Source organism: Paenibacillus taichungensis, assembly GCF_047302525.1.
GTDB lineage: Bacteria > Bacillota > Bacilli > Paenibacillales > Paenibacillaceae > Paenibacillus > Paenibacillus taichungensis_B.
In genome coordinates, this window is record NZ_CP168020.1 from 5,205,469 (window position 1) to 5,223,978 (window position 18,510).

19 protein-coding genes and 2 other annotated features (1 of these 21 only partly in view) are annotated in these 18,510 nt (G+C 47.5%); all 19 genes read right to left on the reverse strand.

Annotation, left to right across the window (positions count from 1 at the left end):
* Positions 1–14: 14 nt before the first annotated feature.
* Positions 15–752, reverse strand: coding sequence for a Spo0B domain-containing protein (locus ACDJ58_RS23325; protein ID WP_090904366.1), 738 nt, complete (start codon positions 750–752; stop codon positions 15–17).
* 151 nt (positions 753–903) lie between these two features.
* The gene (gene rpmA / locus ACDJ58_RS23330) at positions 904–1,215 is read right to left on the reverse strand and encodes a 50S ribosomal protein L27 (RefSeq protein ID WP_024633959.1); all 312 of its coding nucleotides are present in this window, start codon (positions 1,213–1,215) and stop codon (positions 904–906) included.
* A gap of 23 nt (positions 1,216–1,238) precedes the next feature.
* On the reverse strand, positions 1,239–1,568 hold the full coding sequence (locus ACDJ58_RS23335) for a ribosomal-processing cysteine protease Prp (RefSeq protein ID WP_413373158.1): 330 nt from the start codon (positions 1,566–1,568) through the stop codon (positions 1,239–1,241).
* Positions 1,569–1,581: 13 nt separating this feature from the next.
* Positions 1,582–1,893, reverse strand: coding sequence for a 50S ribosomal protein L21 (gene rplU, locus ACDJ58_RS23340; protein WP_062328098.1), 312 nt, complete (start codon positions 1,891–1,893; stop codon positions 1,582–1,584).
* Positions 1,894–1,907: 14 nt separating this feature from the next.
* Positions 1,908–1,992 (reverse strand) — a sequence feature (ribosomal protein L21 leader region).
* A 56-nt stretch (positions 1,993–2,048) separates the two neighbouring features.
* Positions 2,049–3,299, reverse strand: coding sequence for an Rne/Rng family ribonuclease (locus ACDJ58_RS23345; RefSeq protein ID WP_413373160.1), 1,251 nt, complete (start codon positions 3,297–3,299; stop codon positions 2,049–2,051).
* A gap of 106 nt (positions 3,300–3,405) precedes the next feature.
* Positions 3,406–4,266: a M50 family metallopeptidase gene (locus ACDJ58_RS23350; RefSeq protein ID WP_413373161.1), complete on the reverse strand. Its 861-nt coding sequence runs from the start codon at positions 4,264–4,266 to the stop codon at positions 3,406–3,408.
* On the reverse strand, positions 4,259–5,143 hold the full coding sequence (locus tag ACDJ58_RS23355) for a peptidoglycan DD-metalloendopeptidase family protein (protein ID WP_413373163.1): 885 nt from the start codon (positions 5,141–5,143) through the stop codon (positions 4,259–4,261). Before ACDJ58_RS23355 ends, ACDJ58_RS23350 begins: the two co-directional genes overlap by 8 nt.
* Before the next feature lie 228 nt (positions 5,144–5,371).
* The gene (minD, locus tag ACDJ58_RS23360) at positions 5,372–6,166 is read right to left on the reverse strand and encodes a septum site-determining protein MinD (RefSeq protein ID WP_053783092.1); all 795 of its coding nucleotides are present in this window, start codon (positions 6,164–6,166) and stop codon (positions 5,372–5,374) included.
* 3 nt (positions 6,167–6,169) lie between these two features.
* Positions 6,170–6,832: a septum site-determining protein MinC gene (minC, locus tag ACDJ58_RS23365; RefSeq protein ID WP_099858127.1), complete on the reverse strand. Its 663-nt coding sequence runs from the start codon at positions 6,830–6,832 to the stop codon at positions 6,170–6,172.
* 73 nt (positions 6,833–6,905) lie between these two features.
* Positions 6,906–7,439, reverse strand: a complete 534-nt coding sequence (locus ACDJ58_RS23370; protein WP_376040431.1) for a rod shape-determining protein MreD — start codon at positions 7,437–7,439, stop codon at positions 6,906–6,908.
* Positions 7,439–8,311, reverse strand: a complete 873-nt coding sequence (gene mreC, locus ACDJ58_RS23375; RefSeq protein WP_413373165.1) for a rod shape-determining protein MreC — start codon at positions 8,309–8,311, stop codon at positions 7,439–7,441. The genes ACDJ58_RS23370 and mreC overlap by 1 nt, the downstream gene beginning before the upstream one ends.
* 188 nt (positions 8,312–8,499) lie before the next feature.
* Positions 8,500–9,534: a rod shape-determining protein gene (locus tag ACDJ58_RS23380; RefSeq protein WP_063568116.1), complete on the reverse strand. Its 1,035-nt coding sequence runs from the start codon at positions 9,532–9,534 to the stop codon at positions 8,500–8,502.
* A 194-nt stretch (positions 9,535–9,728) separates the two neighbouring features.
* Entirely contained in the window at positions 9,729–10,418 is a 690-nt protein-coding gene (gene radC / locus ACDJ58_RS23385; protein WP_413373166.1) for a RadC family protein, read from the reverse strand.
* A 35-nt stretch (positions 10,419–10,453) separates the two neighbouring features.
* Positions 10,454–11,065 carry a Maf family protein gene (locus ACDJ58_RS23390; protein ID WP_063568114.1) on the reverse strand — a complete coding sequence of 204 codons (612 nt, stop codon included), beginning with the start codon at positions 11,063–11,065 and terminating at the stop codon, positions 10,454–10,456.
* Positions 11,066–11,158: 93 nt separating this feature from the next.
* Complete coding sequence (locus ACDJ58_RS23395) at positions 11,159–11,401, reverse strand: DUF4321 domain-containing protein (RefSeq protein WP_024633972.1); 243 nt, start codon at positions 11,399–11,401, stop codon at positions 11,159–11,161.
* A 145-nt stretch (positions 11,402–11,546) separates the two neighbouring features.
* Positions 11,547–12,746 (reverse strand): SPOR domain-containing protein, encoded by a 1,200-nt coding sequence (locus ACDJ58_RS23400; RefSeq protein WP_413373167.1) that lies wholly within the window; start codon positions 12,744–12,746, stop codon positions 11,547–11,549.
* Between the two features lie 120 nt (positions 12,747–12,866).
* Positions 12,867–14,186: a UDP-N-acetylmuramate--L-alanine ligase gene (gene murC, locus ACDJ58_RS23405; protein ID WP_413379798.1), complete on the reverse strand. Its 1,320-nt coding sequence runs from the start codon at positions 14,184–14,186 to the stop codon at positions 12,867–12,869.
* 56 nt (positions 14,187–14,242) lie between these two features.
* Complete coding sequence (locus tag ACDJ58_RS23410; RefSeq protein ID WP_413373168.1) at positions 14,243–15,619, reverse strand: bifunctional folylpolyglutamate synthase/dihydrofolate synthase; 1,377 nt, start codon at positions 15,617–15,619, stop codon at positions 14,243–14,245.
* A 77-nt stretch (positions 15,620–15,696) separates the two neighbouring features.
* Positions 15,697–18,363, reverse strand: a complete 2,667-nt coding sequence (locus ACDJ58_RS23415; RefSeq protein ID WP_413373169.1) for a valine--tRNA ligase — start codon at positions 18,361–18,363, stop codon at positions 15,697–15,699.
* A gap of 58 nt (positions 18,364–18,421) precedes the next feature.
* Positions 18,422–18,510 (reverse strand) — a binding site (T-box leader); it runs 191 nt beyond the window's last position.

Here is an 18,510-nt window from a genome sequence, read left to right on the forward strand (position 1 = left end):
TTAACCCCTTCTTCCTATATTCCGCAAGGCATTCTGAATTGTATAAACGTATCCTCAGACGGAAGCTGCTCCGTTCTGACTTTTTTTCCTTTGAGTACGGCATTGAGCTGCCGCAATGTTTCCGGATCGGGTGTTTGATCCCCATCCAGCCGGACAACCACATCTCCGTGATCCTGTCCGAAGTTCAAGGTCAGTTTGCGAACCTCTCCCCAAGACGACCGGCCGCCGCCATATTGATAGGCTCGAATCGCATCGGCAATCGCCCCCGTAAGCGACTCGCCATCCTCGGGAGAGACCAGAGCACTAAGCTGCAACTCTTCCTCTACGACCACATGCAATTCCAGAGCGACTCCACTGGTCCGGAAAGATTGAAGATAAAATACGAGTGAAGGAATACCCAATCTGGAGATTCGGCTTTCTTCGTTAACCCGCTCTACTATTCTTTCCACACATTGCACTGATTTATCAAGTTTGCCCAGTCTAAGATATCCATACAATACCTGAAGATCGTTCATCCAATCATGCCTATGATGATTTAATGATGCAATTGCTGTCTTTTCCATAGATTGTATGATGGTTCTGCGTTCCGCCTCTGCTTGTCTCTTCATCACATTCACAGAAACAAAAAGCACCGCGACGGACCACAATGCGTATACAGCAATTAAAATAACCACTGGATACAGCATAACGAAAACCAAAGGAATCAGAAGTGAACATGCCGCAATCCAGGGCACTCTTTTCCAAGATTTCATGGCTTCTCCCCGTTCTACAAAACTCGGTTGGTTTAAACCCCACCGTAACCAAGTATAACATGTCTTTTCTGCCAGTTCATTACCGAATAACCTATAAATACAAAAAGCCTCCGGCAAAAATGCCGAAGGCTCCTTAGGCGGAATGCCGATATTATGCTTCTACTGCAGCTGCTACTGGAGCAACATTCACAGGGTAGATGCTTACTTTTTTACGATCGCGTCCCCAACGTTCGAATTTCACAACGCCGTCAACTTTCGCAAACAAAGTGTCATCTTTACCGATACCCACGTTAGTACCTGGGTGAATTTTCGTTCCGCGTTGGCGAACGAGAATGCTACCACCAGTTACTGTTTGTCCGTCAGCACGTTTAACGCCAAGGCGTTGTGCGTTACTGTCACGACCATTCTTCGTGGAACCTACACCTTTTTTCGATGCGAATAACTGAAGATTTAATTTCAACATGATTGGTTGTCCTCCTTCTTTAATTATTTGACTTGCTCTATCTGAATATACTTTCCGTATGACTCTGCAATATCAGTGAGCATAAGCACCATGGATTCGAGTAGCAATTGTACCTGGGACCAGGTTCCGTCTTTCTCCAACACCGGTAAAGAAGCGCTTAAAAAGCCATTCTTCATCTTGGCGTCCATTTCGACACCAGTCAATGTTTCGATCGAGTTCACCGTACCCACTGTAACAGCGGATACCCCGGCACATACGATGTCTTCTCCTTGCTTGGCAAAATTAGCATGCCCTTTGATGGAGAACCGATCGATGCTCCCGTCATCATTACGAAAGATTTGAACGATAATCACTTATCGCACCTTCTTACGCTTTGATTGCTTCGATAGTTACTTTTGTATACGGTTGACGGTGACCTTGCTTCACATGGTAGTTCTTTTTAGGTTTGTATTTGTATACAACAACCTTTTGTCCTTTGCCATGTTTCTCCACTTTAGCCGTTACAGTTGCTCCGGAAACCAATGGTGTACCTGCTGTCAAACCTTGATCGTTAGATACAGCCAGGACACGGTCGAACGTTACGCTTTCGCCATCGTTCGCAGTCAATTTCTCGATGAACAGAACATCGCCCTCTTGGACTTTGTACTGTTTGCCACCTGTTTCAATAATTGCGTACATTTGCCTTGCACCTCCTCATGTCTCAGACTCGCCCGGTCTCAGGTGACAGTGTCCTTGCGGAACTGTTCTTGTACCCGGCCAGTGCGGTTACAGCATGTGCAAGACCAATAGGCTAAACACATACCTGATGATTATACCACCAACTATACTAAAAATCAATGCAACGGCGAAATATATCTTTTGCCTGTCCCATGACAGGAAGAACACGGCTCCACGTATGGAAGCGTGCTCTCTTCCCGTACCTTCTTACGGGTAAGTTCGAGCAATCCCAACTTGGTCCAACCCATTACAAAAGCCTTGGTTCGATCCTTCTTGAGTTCATTTTCCAGCGTTGCCGCAACTTCATGCCGATTCATCGCTTCCTCCATATCAATGAAGTCCACAATAATCATGCCACCGATATCCCGAAGACGCATTAAACGGGCGATCTCAACCGCTGCCTGCATGTTCGTCTCCGTTACGGTCTCTTCCAGACTGTCGCCCCCTGCTCCCGTGTACTTGCCTGTATTAACATCGACTACAGTGAGCGCCTCGGTATGATCAATGACAATATATCCGCCACCAGGCAGCCATACCTTGCGGGCAAAATCCTTGTTCAACTGCTCCTGCACACGATAAGCAGCAAAAATTGATCCTTCTCCCCTGTATACCTGTACTTTAGGTTGATGGCCCGGACAGATTTCCTCCAGCAAAGCACTCAACTCACGGGCTTGTACTTCATTGTCCGTAATTACTTCATCGCTGCCAGGCGTATACACATCACGAATGATCCGCTGAACCATACTGTGATCCCGATGTAGCAGGCTTGGTGAAGGCAAACTATCTGCTTTTTCACGAATCAGACGCCACTGCTCACGTAATGTTTCCAGGTCGGCCTGAATGGCTTCCTTCTGTTCCTCTGCGGATACGGTTCGTATGATAAGACCCTCTTCGTCCCGTCTCAATTGTTCACCCAGCGTTTTGAGGCGGGATCGATCCCCCTCACGGGCAATTTTCTTGGAGACGGCTACATAGTCCGCTAAAGGCATGTAGACAAGCCAGCGGCCCGGCAGCGAATAATGAGTCGTCACCCGGGCTCCCTTGCTTCCTACTGGTTCCTTCAGGACCTGGACGATTACATCCTGACCTGGACGAAGCAGCTCCGAAATTGAAGGCTTCACTTTGGGTTGTTTCTCCAGATTGGGATGCAATACATCGTCTACATACAGAAAAGCATTCTTTTTCTGACCGATATCCACAAAAGCAGCTTGCATACCTGGTAACACGTTCACTACCCGTCCTTTGAAATACGAACCCAGCAGTCCACGCTCGCGTGTACGCTCTGCCATGAATTCTACAGCTTTGCCTTCTTCCAGAAGCGCCATTTGCATGAGGTTATGTTCATTATGTACAATCATTTGTTTCATGGCTTCACCTCTAGAAGACAATTCAATTTCATCCACATCCATTCTGTATCATTGCCATACTCATTGTACATGTATTAACCCAATTCAGGACATATTCACCAAGATGCTACAACTTATCCGTGTCTTGTTTGAAATAAGAACCGATGATTCGCTGCTCAGGCAAAACGGCCATGATTCTTCCCTGTCTATTCATCACATATATCATATGGTATCTTTCTCTCTTTAATAGACGCAAAATAGTCTCCAAAGGTTTCGCCGGAAATGAGATAATCGGCTGCGCCAAACTGCCTGTAGCTGCATGACGGGTGAATGCACTTTCACGATTCATCAGAAATCGGATAAACCGGTATGGGATATTTCGGTAATCAGTCACATTGGAATAGAACAGAAAAATTCCGATCAACAGAATATTTAGCGGCAGCCCGTAATCACCGGTAAACCATCGACCGACGGCAACCAAGATAACCCCTGCGCTACACAGAATGCTGATTCTGTAAGTCCACATCAATGTCGTATAGTAGGGAGCAGCAATACTAACGAGTGCCTGTACAATTTTACCGCCATCCAGCGGCAACACGGGTAGTAGGTTAAATAGGGCAATCAGCAGATTCCCCTGTATAATATAATCCAGAAAAAGCGGGTCTCCCAAGTTCCCGTACTTCAGCAACAAAACAACTCCAACCATGAGCATATTTTGAAAAGGACCTGCCAAAGCGATAATGATCTCCCGACGCGCTGTAATATTTCCGGCATCCTCAATAACGGCGACGCCGCCAAAAGGAAGCATCTGTATCGAAAGGACACGGCAGCCCAGAAGGGCTGCCGCTGCAGCATGTCCACATTCATGAATAAAAACGATGGCAAACAGCGTGATGAGTTCAATAAAGTTCCCGGTCAACAGGGAAGCCATCATGATAATCACAAAAAAAGGATGAAACGAGATACGTACACCCCACAACCTAATCAAGGGCAACCACTTCCGCAGGGTCTACGTACTGCTCGCCCTCTTTTACAGCGAAATACAAAGTGGCAGGTTGATCATTTCCAATATCCTTTAGGCTACCGACCGCGTCACCCGCTTCTACCCAATCATTCACCTGGACTTCACTTTCGTTCAAACGTCCGTATATGGCTGTGACTTGACCAGAGTGCTGGATTACAACCGTTGTCCCATTTTCCGGATCATCCAATACTTGAAGTACTCGTCCGGCATCTGAACTGACTACTTGAACAAGTCCCGTACCGCCAGCTTCGGGAACAATCTCAATGCCTTTCATGCTCAGTGCAAAAGGCTGAACCACGGTTCCCGAGATCGGTTTGCCCAGCAGGTGTCGAATACCCGAACTGTTCACAGGATCGGTGGTATGTCCAAGAACAGGCAGGAATGATGGCGTTCCGCCAAAATGCCTTTCGTACCAGGCAGCGGCATAGGCAAAATCCATATCCCGATGCAGCACATCGGCTATCACGGTTTTGGCAGGTGTCGTCCATGAGGTGTTCAACTGGAACAAACCCCAGACGCCGCCGAATAATAAAATGCTAACCACCGTTCGACCTACGAATGACTTCATCAAATTGAAGCGTGGATGGCCGCCAGGACCATAATGCCCGTTCTCTTTTTTCCACAGCCATTCCGGGTCTCTTTCCTGTTCTGCCAGCGAAGATCTTGCCGTTCGCAGATTATCTTGTATATCCATAGACGAGAACGGATTACGTTGCGCAGATGTACGCTTATCGGATACCGAGCCCGATTCTCGTTGCTGCATAATTTCTTCCGTAGCACCATCCATTAACCGCCGAATGCGCTCTTCTCTTCTCTGCTTGATTCTGAGTTTCGTATTCATGGAATGTCCTCCCGCCGAGGCTTGTTTACTACATCCTATGAGGGGCTCGTTCATAATATGAACAAGCTTCGGCTGGAAGCAAAAATAACCCCACAACGTGGAGTCCTCCTGTGAAGTATATATATCCTGTTCTATACAAGACGCCTTTAATAAAATGCTTCATAATATTCAAAAAGCCGGGCTTGAGGGCCACGGCTATCATACATGAATGTGATGAGAAAGAACGCGTTAACCCATTCCAAAGAACTTCTTAAAACGTGTGAAAGCACCCTTTTTTTGCTCCAATTGCATCAGAGGAACGGTATCTCCCAGAATACGACGGGCAATATTTCGATAGGCAATGGCCGCAAGTGAATCCGGATTCATTACTGTGGGCTCTCCCGAGTTGGCTGCCTTGATGACAAGCTCATCATCAGGAACAATCCCAATCAAATCAATGTTAAGTACTTGTAAAATGCCGTCAATGTCGAGCATGTCGCCTGATTTGACCATATTGTTACGGATACGGTTCACGACCAGTTTTGGTGATTGAATGTGTGAACTCTCCAGCAAACCAATGACACGGTCCGCATCACGGACAGCCGCATTTTCTGGTGTAGTGACCACAATCGCCTGGTCAGCTCCTGCAACCGCATTTTTGAACCCCTGCTCAATTCCGGCTGGACAATCAATAATGACGTATTCAAAATCTTTTTTTAATTCGAGAATAATGTCCTTCACCTGTTCTGGTGACACAGAGTTCTTATCTCTCGTTTGTGCTGCAGGCAGCATATATAATTCTTCGAAACGTTTATCTTTGACCAAAGCCTGATTCAGTCGGCAGCGGCCGTCTGCAACGTCGCACAGATCATAAATGATCCGGTTTTCGAGTCCCATCACGACATCCAGATTGCGGAGGCCGATATCGGTATCTACCAGACAAACCTTTTTGCCGAGCAGCGCCAGCGCTGTCCCGATGTTTGCCGAGGTGGTTGTTTTACCCACGCCGCCTTTACCCGAAGTGATCACGATCGCCTCTCCCATGAGCTACACTCCTTTAAACACATTAAAATCTCGGCGCAACCGAACGATATTGCTCATCTTGTCGATCTGCATCTGATTGTCCTGTAAATAAGCAAATTCCATTCCGGTCTCTCGGCTCTCCCACTCATCGGGAGGACGGCTGATGATGTCAGCGATCCGCAGCTGCGTTGGTGCAAACACCGAAGCAGCAATGATCGAGTCTTCGTCCCCACCAATTCCAGCGTGAGCCATGCCTCTGAGTGAACCCAAAACATATATATCTCCGGTACACGTTACTGTGCCCCCCGGATTGATATCACCAAGAAACAGTAGATTCCCTTCATGATGAAGCACCTGACCCGAACGCACCATACCACACATGGTTACAATCGGCGGCGGCCCTTTAACCTCTGGTTTAAGGGCCGGTGAGTCTATGGAACGAATGAGCAAATTCCCTTTTTGTTTCAATATATCAAGAATTGCTTCTTTCTGGTCCTCCGTCACTTCCCGGTTGCCCAGTTTGATATCCACATGAACTATCGGTCCGGTCAAAATATTTTGATGGCTGTGTTCCAGCTTATAGCGGAGCTCGTAGAGCAATTCCTCGAATTCACATTGATCGTCCAACAGGAAAACCAGGCCGTCTCGGATGCCTTTAATCGTTACGTGATTCGATTTTACCGTCATAAGCCTGTCCCTCCCATCTCATTACATTTCGTGCCCGGGTCCCCAAGTTCCTGCTTCTCACTCCATAAATGTATCAAGAAGCTTCTTGTGCTTTGCTCTTTCTCTTACCAATCCGCTCCAGTTGTTTCCGAAGAGGAACATAAATGATCAGCGCGAACACAAAATGAATGAACAAATTGGGAATCATGTATTCAAGCAATGCCCAGTCAAATGTCACATGATTGAGTTGGAAGAGCTTGTACAGAAAGAATAACATGGTGTCATTCAGCAGACTTCCCAAAAGGACGACGGAAACCATAACCGGCAGTGGTGCGCGTGGCGCTTGAAAAATAAGTCCCATCATATATGCCGATAATCCCATCGAGAATCCGTATGGTCCAATCATTTCGCCGTAAAATACGACATCGTGTAAAAGTCCAAATAATATGCCAAGCACCAACGCCGTGTGCCGATGATGATATACAGCAATAAACAAAATCACGATGTAGACCAGATTGGCAGAAATACGCATTTGCCAGGCCGAAGGAATGAGCAGCGGAAGGATCGTTCCTTCAACAATGAACAAAACGAACAGTAACAGGAATAAGACTTGCTTGCGCGTTATCATTATTCTTTTACCTCAGGAGGGATGATCACAATCAGCTCTTTCCAGTCCAGAAAGCTTGCATATGGCTTAATTGTAGCTGTTTGTGTTAAACCATATTCGCTTTTCTCAACCTTCTTCACTTCTCCGATACGCATATACTTCGGAAAATTGTTGATAATTCCGGAGGAGATGATTTCATCACCGTCTTTGATATTTGAATCTTCCGAAATCTTGGTCATTTTAAGCATGCCAGTCTTCGGATCATAACTTTCAATCATACCAAACACTTTTTCTTTACCAACCGCTGTAGCTGCAATGGCATTGGAAGTTGGATCATTAGCGTCCATGGAAGTTAACAGATTAACTGTTGACGTGTATGAACTGACATGACTGACAACCCCAACCAGCCCCTCTTGCGAAGTAACAGCCATTCCAGCCTTGATTCCCGCATTTTCACCAATATCGATATTAATCGTTCTGCTGTTCGGGTCAGAGTTGGCACTGATGACTTGAGCAATTCGTGAACCGTAGTTATACCGATTCTTTTGTTCCTCGGTAAAATTGAGAGCTTTCTGGAGCTGTTCATTCACCTGCTCCATATCATTGTATTTCAGTCGATCTCGGGTATAGTGACCCATTGCAATACGAAGCTCTTCATTTTCTTGATATACCGTACGCATGTTCGCCAAATCTTTGAAAAAGCCCGCTACAGAAGAAGCGGGCTTGTAAAATACGTATTGTACAAATCCGACTGAATCCTTCAGGAATTTCTCCGGCCAGGATAGAGCGGTTCGCGGACCGAGCGTAAAGCCCATTAACGCGATAAATGTAACAAGGCCCACCAGCAAAACAAAAAGTCTTTTGTTACCCAGCAGTTTAAACAGTTCGACCACCCTCTAACATCCATTATTCTCTTCCGAGCCATGCCCGGCGGGGAGACTGTCAGACTTATAGTCCCATCGAGAATATCAGCCGATTCTCCCCGGGTATGCGGGTAATAGCTCTCCCGGGGTTAACCGGGTCCTCTTCGTTGATATCATGCCCCTTGGTCGATAAGCGAGCCAAGCATAGCATATATCAATTAACGTTTGGAACGAACTGCCGAACTGCTTCTGCTCTTGAACAAATGAATATTCTCAAGCGCTTTACCTGTTCCGATTGCAACGCAATCGAGCGGGTTCTCTGCTACGATAACAGGCATTCCTGTCTCACCAGCAAGCAGCTTGTCCAGATTGCGAAGCAATGCGCCACCACCTGTGAGAACAATACCACGGTCCATAATATCTGCTGCCAGCTCAGGAGGACATTTCTCCAAGGTTACTTTTACAGCTTCAACAATGGCATTCACCGTATCCGCCAGAGCTTCGCTGATTTCATCCGAAGTAATCGTAATCGTCTTCGGTAGGCCTGTAACGAGGTCGCGTCCACGAATTTCCATTGTTTCCACTTGCTCAAGCGGCATAGCTGATCCGATATCCATTTTCAACTGCTCCGATGTACGTTCACCGATCATCAGATTATACTGGCGTTTAATGTATTGAATCACGGATTCATCCATCTCGTCACCCGCTACACGAACCGAACGGCTTGTTACAATACCGCCAAGAGAGATGACAGCCACTTCCGTTGTACCGCCACCAATATCGACAACCATACTACCCGTTGGTTCCCATACAGGCAGATCTGCACCAATGGCAGCTGCAAAAGGCTCTTCAATCGTATAGGCTTCACGTGCACCAGCTTGTTTTGTTGCATCTTCAACCGCGCGTTGTTCTACTGCGGTAATCCCGGATGGTACACATACCATCACGTTCGGATGACGTTGGAACATGGAGCGTTGTTTCTGCGCCTCACGGATGAAATATTTGATCATCGTTGCCGTTGTATCGAAATCGGCAATAACGCCATCTTTCATTGGACGAATGGCACGAATGTTACCTGGTGTACGTCCAATCATTTTTTTGGCGGCTTCCCCTACTGCCTCGATGGTTTTTGTATCTGTCCGTATAGCGACAACCGAAGGTTCGCGCACCACAATTCCTTTTCCACGTACATAAACCAGCGTATTCGCTGTCCCCAAATCAATACCCAAATCTTTCGTAAAACCACCAAACATGACGTAATCTCCTTTTCTGCCTCATATAGCCGCCCCAGTGAATCAAGAGCGTTTCATTTTCATTCCCACCAAAATGGTGGAGCTAATATTCGCATTTGTTTTGTGTTGCAATGTTTTGCATTTGTAAAGTGAACCTATCTTCTACGGACAACGCCGTCAACATTCATAGGAAAACATCAACGCCAACCATTATATTATACTAAGCCCTTCTCCTTCAAACTTACGTACGTTCCATCTCCGATAATAATGTGATCCAGCACGTCTATGCCAACAATTGCACCGGCTTCGATCAGTCTTTTGGTTATTTGGATGTCCTCTGGACTAGGCGTAGGATCACCGCTGGGATGGTTGTGTGCGCACACAATAGAGGCGCTGCTGCATTTGATGGCAGCCCGGAACACTTCACGTGGATGTACAATCGAAGCGTTAAGGCTACCCATGGAGAGTGTTTCCTGGGCAATAATGTGGTTTTTGCTATTCAGGAAAAGACACACAAAGTGTTCTTTCTGCAAGTAACGCAATTGTTCGGTAAGGATATCGGCCGCATCACGAGGGGTACGAATTGAAGTTGACTGTGTAAGTCTGCTCTTCGCAATCCGATGACCAAGCTCAATACTGGCTTTCAGTTGTACAGCCTTGGCCATGCCGATTCCCTTCATCGCAGTCAATTCTTCCAGGCTCAGATCCATCAACGAGCGAATTCCACCCGTTTCGGTCAGAATCCGCTGTGCCATATGCACTGCGGATTCCTGTCTTGTACCTGTTCGAAGTAAGATCGCCAGCAATTCAGCATGGCTTAAGGCGCCCGCCCCGTATTCCATCATGCGTTCTCTCGGGCGTTCTTCCTGGGGGATGTCGCGCATCATATATTGAGGCGACTCCATATGTTCCCTCTTTTCAGATCGTCAATTGCGGAATTTCATGTACGTGGCAATACATGTACGCCGAATCCATCCAGCATGTCGCTTAGCAAGGACAACGGTAGGCCCACCACATTGAAATAACATCCTTCAACACGTTCTATCAATGAAGCACCAATGCCCTGAATGGCATATGATCCCGCCTTGTCCGAAGGCTCTCCAGTCTGAACATACGCACGAATCGTAGCTTCAGACAGTTCCTTCATCGTTACATTAGTCTGTCGATATTGAACCATGGATTGTCCATTACTTGCATCGATACAAGCTACTCCCGTGAAAACACGGTGTACACGCCCCTGTAGACGAGATAACATTCGTTCAGCGTCCGCTTCGTCTACGGGTTTACCAAGAATATCACCATCCAGAACGACAACAGTGTCACTACCAACAATAACAGCATCCTGTTCGCGACCTTCCAGCCCGCGATAAACGGCAAGCGCCTTACGCATCGCAAGCTCCTGTACCGTCTGTTCAGGAGTCCATTCCGGCGGTGTATCTTCATCGGCGTGACTTGGTATTACTTCAAAAGCTAGATGGAGTGATGCGATCAGTTCTTTACGCCGCGGCGAAGTGGAAGCCAGAATAATACGACGCTGTTGTGTTTTATCCAAAATAACCGGCCCCTTAAGCTACGGCGACATCCTGTCGGATCACGCTAGTAGATATCATTTTTTTTAGTTTCTTCGTCAAAATTCGTCATTCTCCTATAACCTGCGATACAGCCATACAGCAGCAATAATACCGATCAGACTCAGGAGGCTCATTTGAAATTGAAGTGAAATATCATAACTGATAATATCCAGATCAGCCTGCGGCGACCAACGAATGGTCGTGGCTTTCGTTAGAAAGGCAACGGCCTTTACAGGCTGCAGTGCCTTGGCGATCCACGCACCGGCTAGCCAGCCGAGCAGCAGAAACAGCAATAACATGCCGAAGTTTTTTTTCATCGGTGATCTTCCCTCGCCATTTTTTGACACCCACATTATTATACGGGGTTTTGTACGTCAATACAAACACAAATCCGGCAAGGGGAACTATTTCCAGTTCCTTGCCGGATAGGTATTTCAAGGCCGTGTTATGGGAAAGTGTTAATTACTGTTTTATCGCTTCAAGCCATTTTTTTTGCTGTAATACATATTCCATGAGATCGGACTGTACAGACCACATATGAACATTAGCCGGATTTTTGTTGTATTCGGCAAGTGCGGTTACCGCACTGTTCATCGATTTCTCCATCGCGGAAACATAGGGTTGTACGTCTGCACTCAGACCCGGTGCAATACTATTCAAACCGGTCAGCCAGAGCTGATGCTGGTTCTGTAATGAGGTCATCGTTTCGGTTGAGACGGCTTCTGGAACAGACTGACCAAGTTGCTGGATCGAGAGGGTAGACAGTTGTTCAACCAAAGCTGAGCCGCTTGCGAAGAAATGCTGCACATCCTCTGCTTTTCCGCCGAATACTGCCGGGTTCACTTCTGGGGTGACGATTTCCTTGACGTACAGCTCCACTCCTTCCGCCTTAAGCCTTGAGCTGAGCAGCTTGGCCTCCTCACGGTCAGCCGAAATGCCAGCATACACCCGATTACCATCCTCCGGGTCGGAGCCTGCGGCAATGCCTGCCTGGGACAGTTCCACCTTCGCCTGTTCAGCGCGTTCAGGAGAACTGAATACACCATATTGCAGGGCATAATAGCTGCCACCTGTAGTTGTTGCCTGGAGCTGCTGTTCCGAACCTGCCACTCCCTGCTGACCTGTTACGGCAGATACCGCCTGATTGGCAGGTATCTTGCTCCCAGGATCTACGGCCCCTTCACGATTAAAAAAAGAAAGAATAACCATGCCGAAGAGGGCCCCGGTCACAAGCGCACCCGTTACTGAACCAATCATTTTCCAGCCCCTTGGGGGACGATTTCGCTTATAAGAGTAGTTTTCACTATCTGCAAGCCAATCATGACCTCCATAATTCTCGTCCGATCTGTTCTCGTCCTCATCTCCCGGATACGCAGTAAGATGATTATAATTGTATCCAGGCTCATCGAGTTTCGAATCCTTGTCCGTTCTTTGGTAAGGATCAGGTACAGTGGAGCCTGTCAGTATCGTCTCTCCCCAGTCACCGGGAATATCCTCTGGTGTCCATGAAGGCGTTGAATTCAACCGCGTTGGTGTTGGCGTTGGACTGTGCGGAATTTCTTCACTCAAAGCTGCAAATGTGCTGGATGTGGGTATCCCCTTGTTTTCAGGCTTGTCCGACTCTTTATCCCCAAAGCGAAACGTCATTCTAGCATTGCTCACCCCGTACCCTCTCCTTTGTCCCATTTATATCAGCTATATGCGGAGAGAATCAGAAACATTCCATTTCATGCAAAAAAACCGCCTGCTTCGAAATGAAGTCAGGCGGTTTTACAATTGTATTTATTTCAACCCTTTGGCAAGTGTATCGCCAACTTTCCAGATATCACCCGCGCCCATCGTGAGCACAAGATCGCCTGGCTGAAGACGGTTCTGCAAATCTGCAACAACTTCTTCCTTTGTCGGAAGATAACGCGCAGAAGCATTACTGTTTTGAACGATGAGTTCAACCAGTCTAGCCGAGTGAACACCTTCAATCTGTTTTTCACCCGCAGGGGAATAGATATCGGTAATGAGAACCTCATCCGCTTCTGCAAAGGCGCGACTGAACGCATCAAGCAGGAAGAACGTACGTGTGTAACGCTGTGGCTGGAATACCGCAATGATACGTTTCCCCGTTGCTTTGGCCGCACTGATTGTAGCCTCAATCTCGGTCGGGTGATGAGCATAATCATCAATAATCAGCATATCACGCGCCTCGCCCAGCACCTGGAATCTGCGTTTCGCTCCATGGAACTGGATAATTGCAGCCGTAATTTTCTCAAATGAAATACCTGCTTCCAGACAGGTAATAACCGTAGCCATCGCATTATAAACGTTGTGTTTACCTGGAACTGACAACTCCACCTTACCCAACACATTGCCCTGATGGCTCATCGTAAAGGAAATTCGGCGGTCACCAAGCACGATATCTGTTGCCGTATAATCAGCAGCATAATCAATGCCGTATGTGGTCACCCGTGATTTCAGCTCTGGTAAAATGGCTTGAACATTCTCGTCGTCAGCACACACAATGGCCGTGCCTTCTGGACGAATCTGACTCAGAAACTGCACATAAGCCTTTTTGAGTTCCTCAAAATCACTGTTGTAGTTCTCAAGGTGATCCGCTTCAATATTTGTCACAATACCGAGCCAAGGGTGATACTGCAAAAATGAACCGTCGCTCTCGTCCGCCTCTGCCACGACCCAGTCGCCTTGACCTGCCTTAGCATTGGTCCCCACGTTCATGATTTCCCCGCCAATGATGTACGTCGGGTCTGTATCACATTTATCCATAACGAGTGCAATCATGGATGACGTGGTTGTTTTGCCATGAGCCCCGGCTACAGCCACACCTTTGCGCTCGTTCAGCAAACGCGCGAGCATCTGGGCGCGATGCAAAATCGGGATGTTCAGCTTTTCAGCTGCCACCCGCTCCACATTATCAGCAGGAGCTGCCGTAGAGTAGACAACTAGATCTGCCCCGTTTACGTGCTCTGCGGTATGTCCGATATATATTTTCGCTCCCTTGGCTGCCAGCTTCTCGGTCAACTCCTGTGAAGCGACATCCGATCCGGTAACGGTGTATCCCATCTCAAGCATAACTCTCGCGATGGCACTCATGCCATATCCGCCAATCCCTATAAAATGAACGTGTTCCGATGTATTTAACAAAACTTTCACCAACCTTTTTCAGAATCGGTTTGATGCAAAAGGGCTGCCCGCACATCTGCAATCAGGTACAATGTGCCGGACACCACCCCCAGATCTTCCGCTTCCGTCCGTGACTTCAATAGATCAAGTGCCTTTGCCCATTCGGGCTCGACGATGATTTCCAGCTCCGATTTCGCAATGGCGGGACGTACCCGTTCGACGATCTGCAGCAATTCGGCTGCATCCATTTTGCGTCGGAAATCTGGCTCGGTCAGGATCAGCGTATCCACTAGTGGCAGTATATGCTGCAAATACGCTTCGTGATGCTTATTCGCCAGCATGCCCATCATCAAAATTAACTTGTTGTGAGGATATACGTCGATAATGCTCTTGGCCAGCGATTCGGCCCCCTCCGGATTATGAGCTCCATCCAGTACAATGCGGGGCTGATCAACCACTTTCTCGAACCGTCCTGCCCAGAAGGCATGTTCCAGTCCAAGTGCAATATCTTCATCATCCAGCATAAATGCCATGTATTGGCGAAGCAACTCCAGTACCATAAGTGCACCCGCTGCATTGTCGCATTGATGTACGCCCTGCATGCGGATACGAGCGTCCAGATCACGGAACGGTCCTGTAAAATGAAAAGATTGTCCGTTCTCATCACTGTCCAGTCTATGATAGGAGAAACGATCTCCCGCCAGATACACGGTTGAACGTAGCCGCTCTGCCGTCTCCTGGATCACCTTCACAGCCTCTGGCTGCGTGGCACAGGAAACAACGGGTACCCCCGCCTTAATAATACCTGCCTTCTCTCCAGCAATCGCCTCAATCGTATCTCCCAGTACATCCGTATGGTCCATACCGATATTGGTAATGACCGATACCACGGGTGTAACAATATTCGTTACGTCCATCCTTCCCCCGAGCCCTGTCTCCCATACCACAATGTCAGGGTAGCACTCTTCCGCATAATACAGAAGAGCGATTGCTGTAGATACCTCAAACATCGTAGGTGATCCAAGGGGAGTTGAAGCCATCTCTTGAACCAATGGATACAGGCGGTTTGAGAGTTTGAGCAAAGTTTCTTCCGGGATATCTTCACCGTTGTACTGAAAACGGTTTGTGAATTTGGTGATATAAGGGGACGTAAACGTTCCAACATCATATCCCGCCTGAAGAAGCACTGACGTCAAAAAAGCGCAAGTCGAACCTTTGCCGTTCGTTCCCGCGACATGAATAAATTTGAGACGCTGGTGAGGATTGCCCAGCAATGACATCAATCCCTCGATTCGTTCCAATCCAGGTCGGATGCCAAAAGGAATAAGGCCATTGATCCAGTTCACGGCCTCGTCATAGGTAAGTAAAGGAGATGCTATTTCTGTCCCGTTAAGTTCCGTCATATGATTCACCTTTGGTTTGAGTTTGGTTGAAAAAAGCGGCCGGATGGCGCAGAAGCACTCCATCCGACCCGAATATATTAACCTTTCAGTTCCTTGATTCGTGCAATCACCTTATCCCGTTTATCGGAATAATCCGCTTGCTTGGCGCGCTCTTCTTCAATAACCTTGGCAGGAGCCTTGGCAACAAAGCCTTCGTTCGCAAGCTTTTTCTCCACACGGAGTACTTCGCCCTCAAGGTTCTGCAACTCTTTCTCCAGACGAGCCACTTCCTGATCAATATCAATAAGACCCGCCAGCGGCAAGTACAGCTCAGCCCCAGTAATGACAGCAGTCATTGCTTTATCCGGTGAGCTCAGATCCAGGCCGCTGTCGAACTCGGACGTATTACAGAAACGTTTGATGTAATGGCTGTTGCGTTCAATGATGCTGGATGTCTCTGCGTTGTTCGCTTTCACCATCAATTCAATTTTCTTGCTCATTGGTACGTTTACTTCTGCACGGATGTTTCTTACTGCACGAATGGTATCCATAAGCAGGTTCATCTCGGCAACCGCTTCTGGGTTCTCCAGTGCAGGGTCATACACCGGCCAGGAAGCCAACGTAATGGTCTCGCCTTCATGCGGCAGATGCTGCCAGATCTCTTCCGAAATGTACGGCATGAAAGGATGAATCAGGCGCATGGTTTGATCCAGCACATAAGCAAGCACCGATTGTGTTTTCTTCTTGGCAACCGGATCTTCCCCATAGAAGGACAACTTCGCAAATTCAATATACCAGTCACACAGGTCATCCCAAATAAAGTTATACAGCAAACGGCCTGTTTCTCCAAATTCATACGCTTCGATTAGACGCGTAATATCACGAGAAGTTTCGTTCAGGCGGTGCAAAATCCAGTAATCCGCTGTTCCAAGGTCTCCACTAATATCACGATCTTCATAGGTGAACCCTTCCAGATTCATCAGAGCGAAGCGCGATGCATTCCAGATTTTATTGGCAAAGTTACGAGCCTGTTCAACCCGCTCCCAGCGGAAACGGAGATCCTGACCCGGAGTACTACTTGTAGAGATCATGTAACGCATTGCATCCGCACCATATTTCTCAATCACATCCAACGGATCAACACCATTGCCTAGCGATTTGGACATCTTGCGTCCGTCTGCATCACGAACAAGACCGTGCATCAGCACATCCTTGAACGGAACCTCTTCCGTGAACTCCAGAGCGGTAAAGATCATGCGCGCCACCCAGAAATAAATAATGTCATACCCTGTTACGAGTACACTTGTCGGGTAATAACGTTTCAGATCTTCTGTGTCTTCAGGCCAGCCTAAAGTAGAGAACGGCCATAATGCGGAGCTGAACCATGTATCCAGAACGTCTTCATCCTGTCTCAGCTTGCGTCCAGCGTATTCTGGCAATGTTGTCGGATCTTCAGCAGATACAATAACTTCTCCAGTCTCCTCGTCATACCAGGCAGGAATACGATGACCCCACCACAATTGACGAGAGATACACCAGTCACGAACATTTTCGATCCAGTTCAGATACGTTTTCTCAAAACGATCCGGGACAAAATGAACCCCTTCACCGCTTTGTTGCTTCTCAATCGCTTTCTCCGCGAGTGGCTTCATCTCAACAAACCACTGTGTCGACAAATACGGCTCAACGACAGCTCCTGTCCGTTCACTGTGTCCAACCTGATGCGTATGATCCTCGATGTTGATCAATACGCCCTGTTCTTGCAGGTCTGCAACAATCTGCTTACGGCAGTCACTGCGATCCAGTCCCTGATATTTGCCTGCTTCGGCATTCATCGTACCAGTCTCATCCATCACCGTAATCTGTTGCAGATCATGACGAAGGCCCACTTCGAAGTCATTCGGATCATGAGCAGGCGTAATTTTCACGGCGCCACTTCCGAAATCTTTATCTACGTACTCATCTGCAATAACCGGAATTTCACGTCCGATAATAGGCAGAACAAGCACCTTGCCAATCATGTCTGCGTAACGCTCATCCTTAGGATGAACTGCAACTGCCGTATCTCCCAACATCGTTTCCGGGCGAGTTGTCGCTACTGTGACATACCCACTTCCGTCTTTGAGCGGATAACGCAGATGGTACAAGTGACCCTGAACTTCTTTATATTCAACCTCGATGTCGGACAGTGCAGTCCGGTTCACCGGGTCCCAGTTAATAATTCGTTTGCCTCGATAAATGAGGCCTTTTTCATACAGTTGAACAAACACTTTACGCACAGCCTGGGATAGACCTTCATCCAGTGTAAAACGTTCACGCGAGTAATCGAGCGACAAGCCCATCTTGCCCCATTGCTGACGAATGGTTGTTGCGTATTGCTCTTTCCAGTCCCATACCCTCTCCAAGAACTTTTCGCGTCCCAGATCATAACGAGTCTGACCTTCTTCACGCAATTTCTGCTCTACTTTGGTTTGGGTAGCAATACCTGCATGGTCAGAACCAGGCAGCCACAGTGCATCATAGCCCTGCATCCGCTTGGTACGAATCAGAATGTCCTGCAGTGTAAAATCGAGCGCATGCCCGATATGGAGCATTCCGGTTACGTTCGGAGGTGGGATTACAATCGTATAAGGTTCAGCATCTTTACGCTGGCCTGCCTTGAAATATCCATTTTCCATCCAAGTGGAATACCATTTTTGTTCCGCAGCTTTCGGATCATATGTGGTTGGCATTTCTGTTGCAGCTGAATTTTTTTGTTCAGACATGTGTCATTCCTCCGTTACTTATTCATCATCGCCAAAAAACAAAAAAACCTTTCATCCATCAAAGGACGAAAGGTTAGCTTTCGCGGTACCACCTTTGTTTCACGCAGATAGAAAGATAGACTACCCCTTCTGTACTTACGTGACACT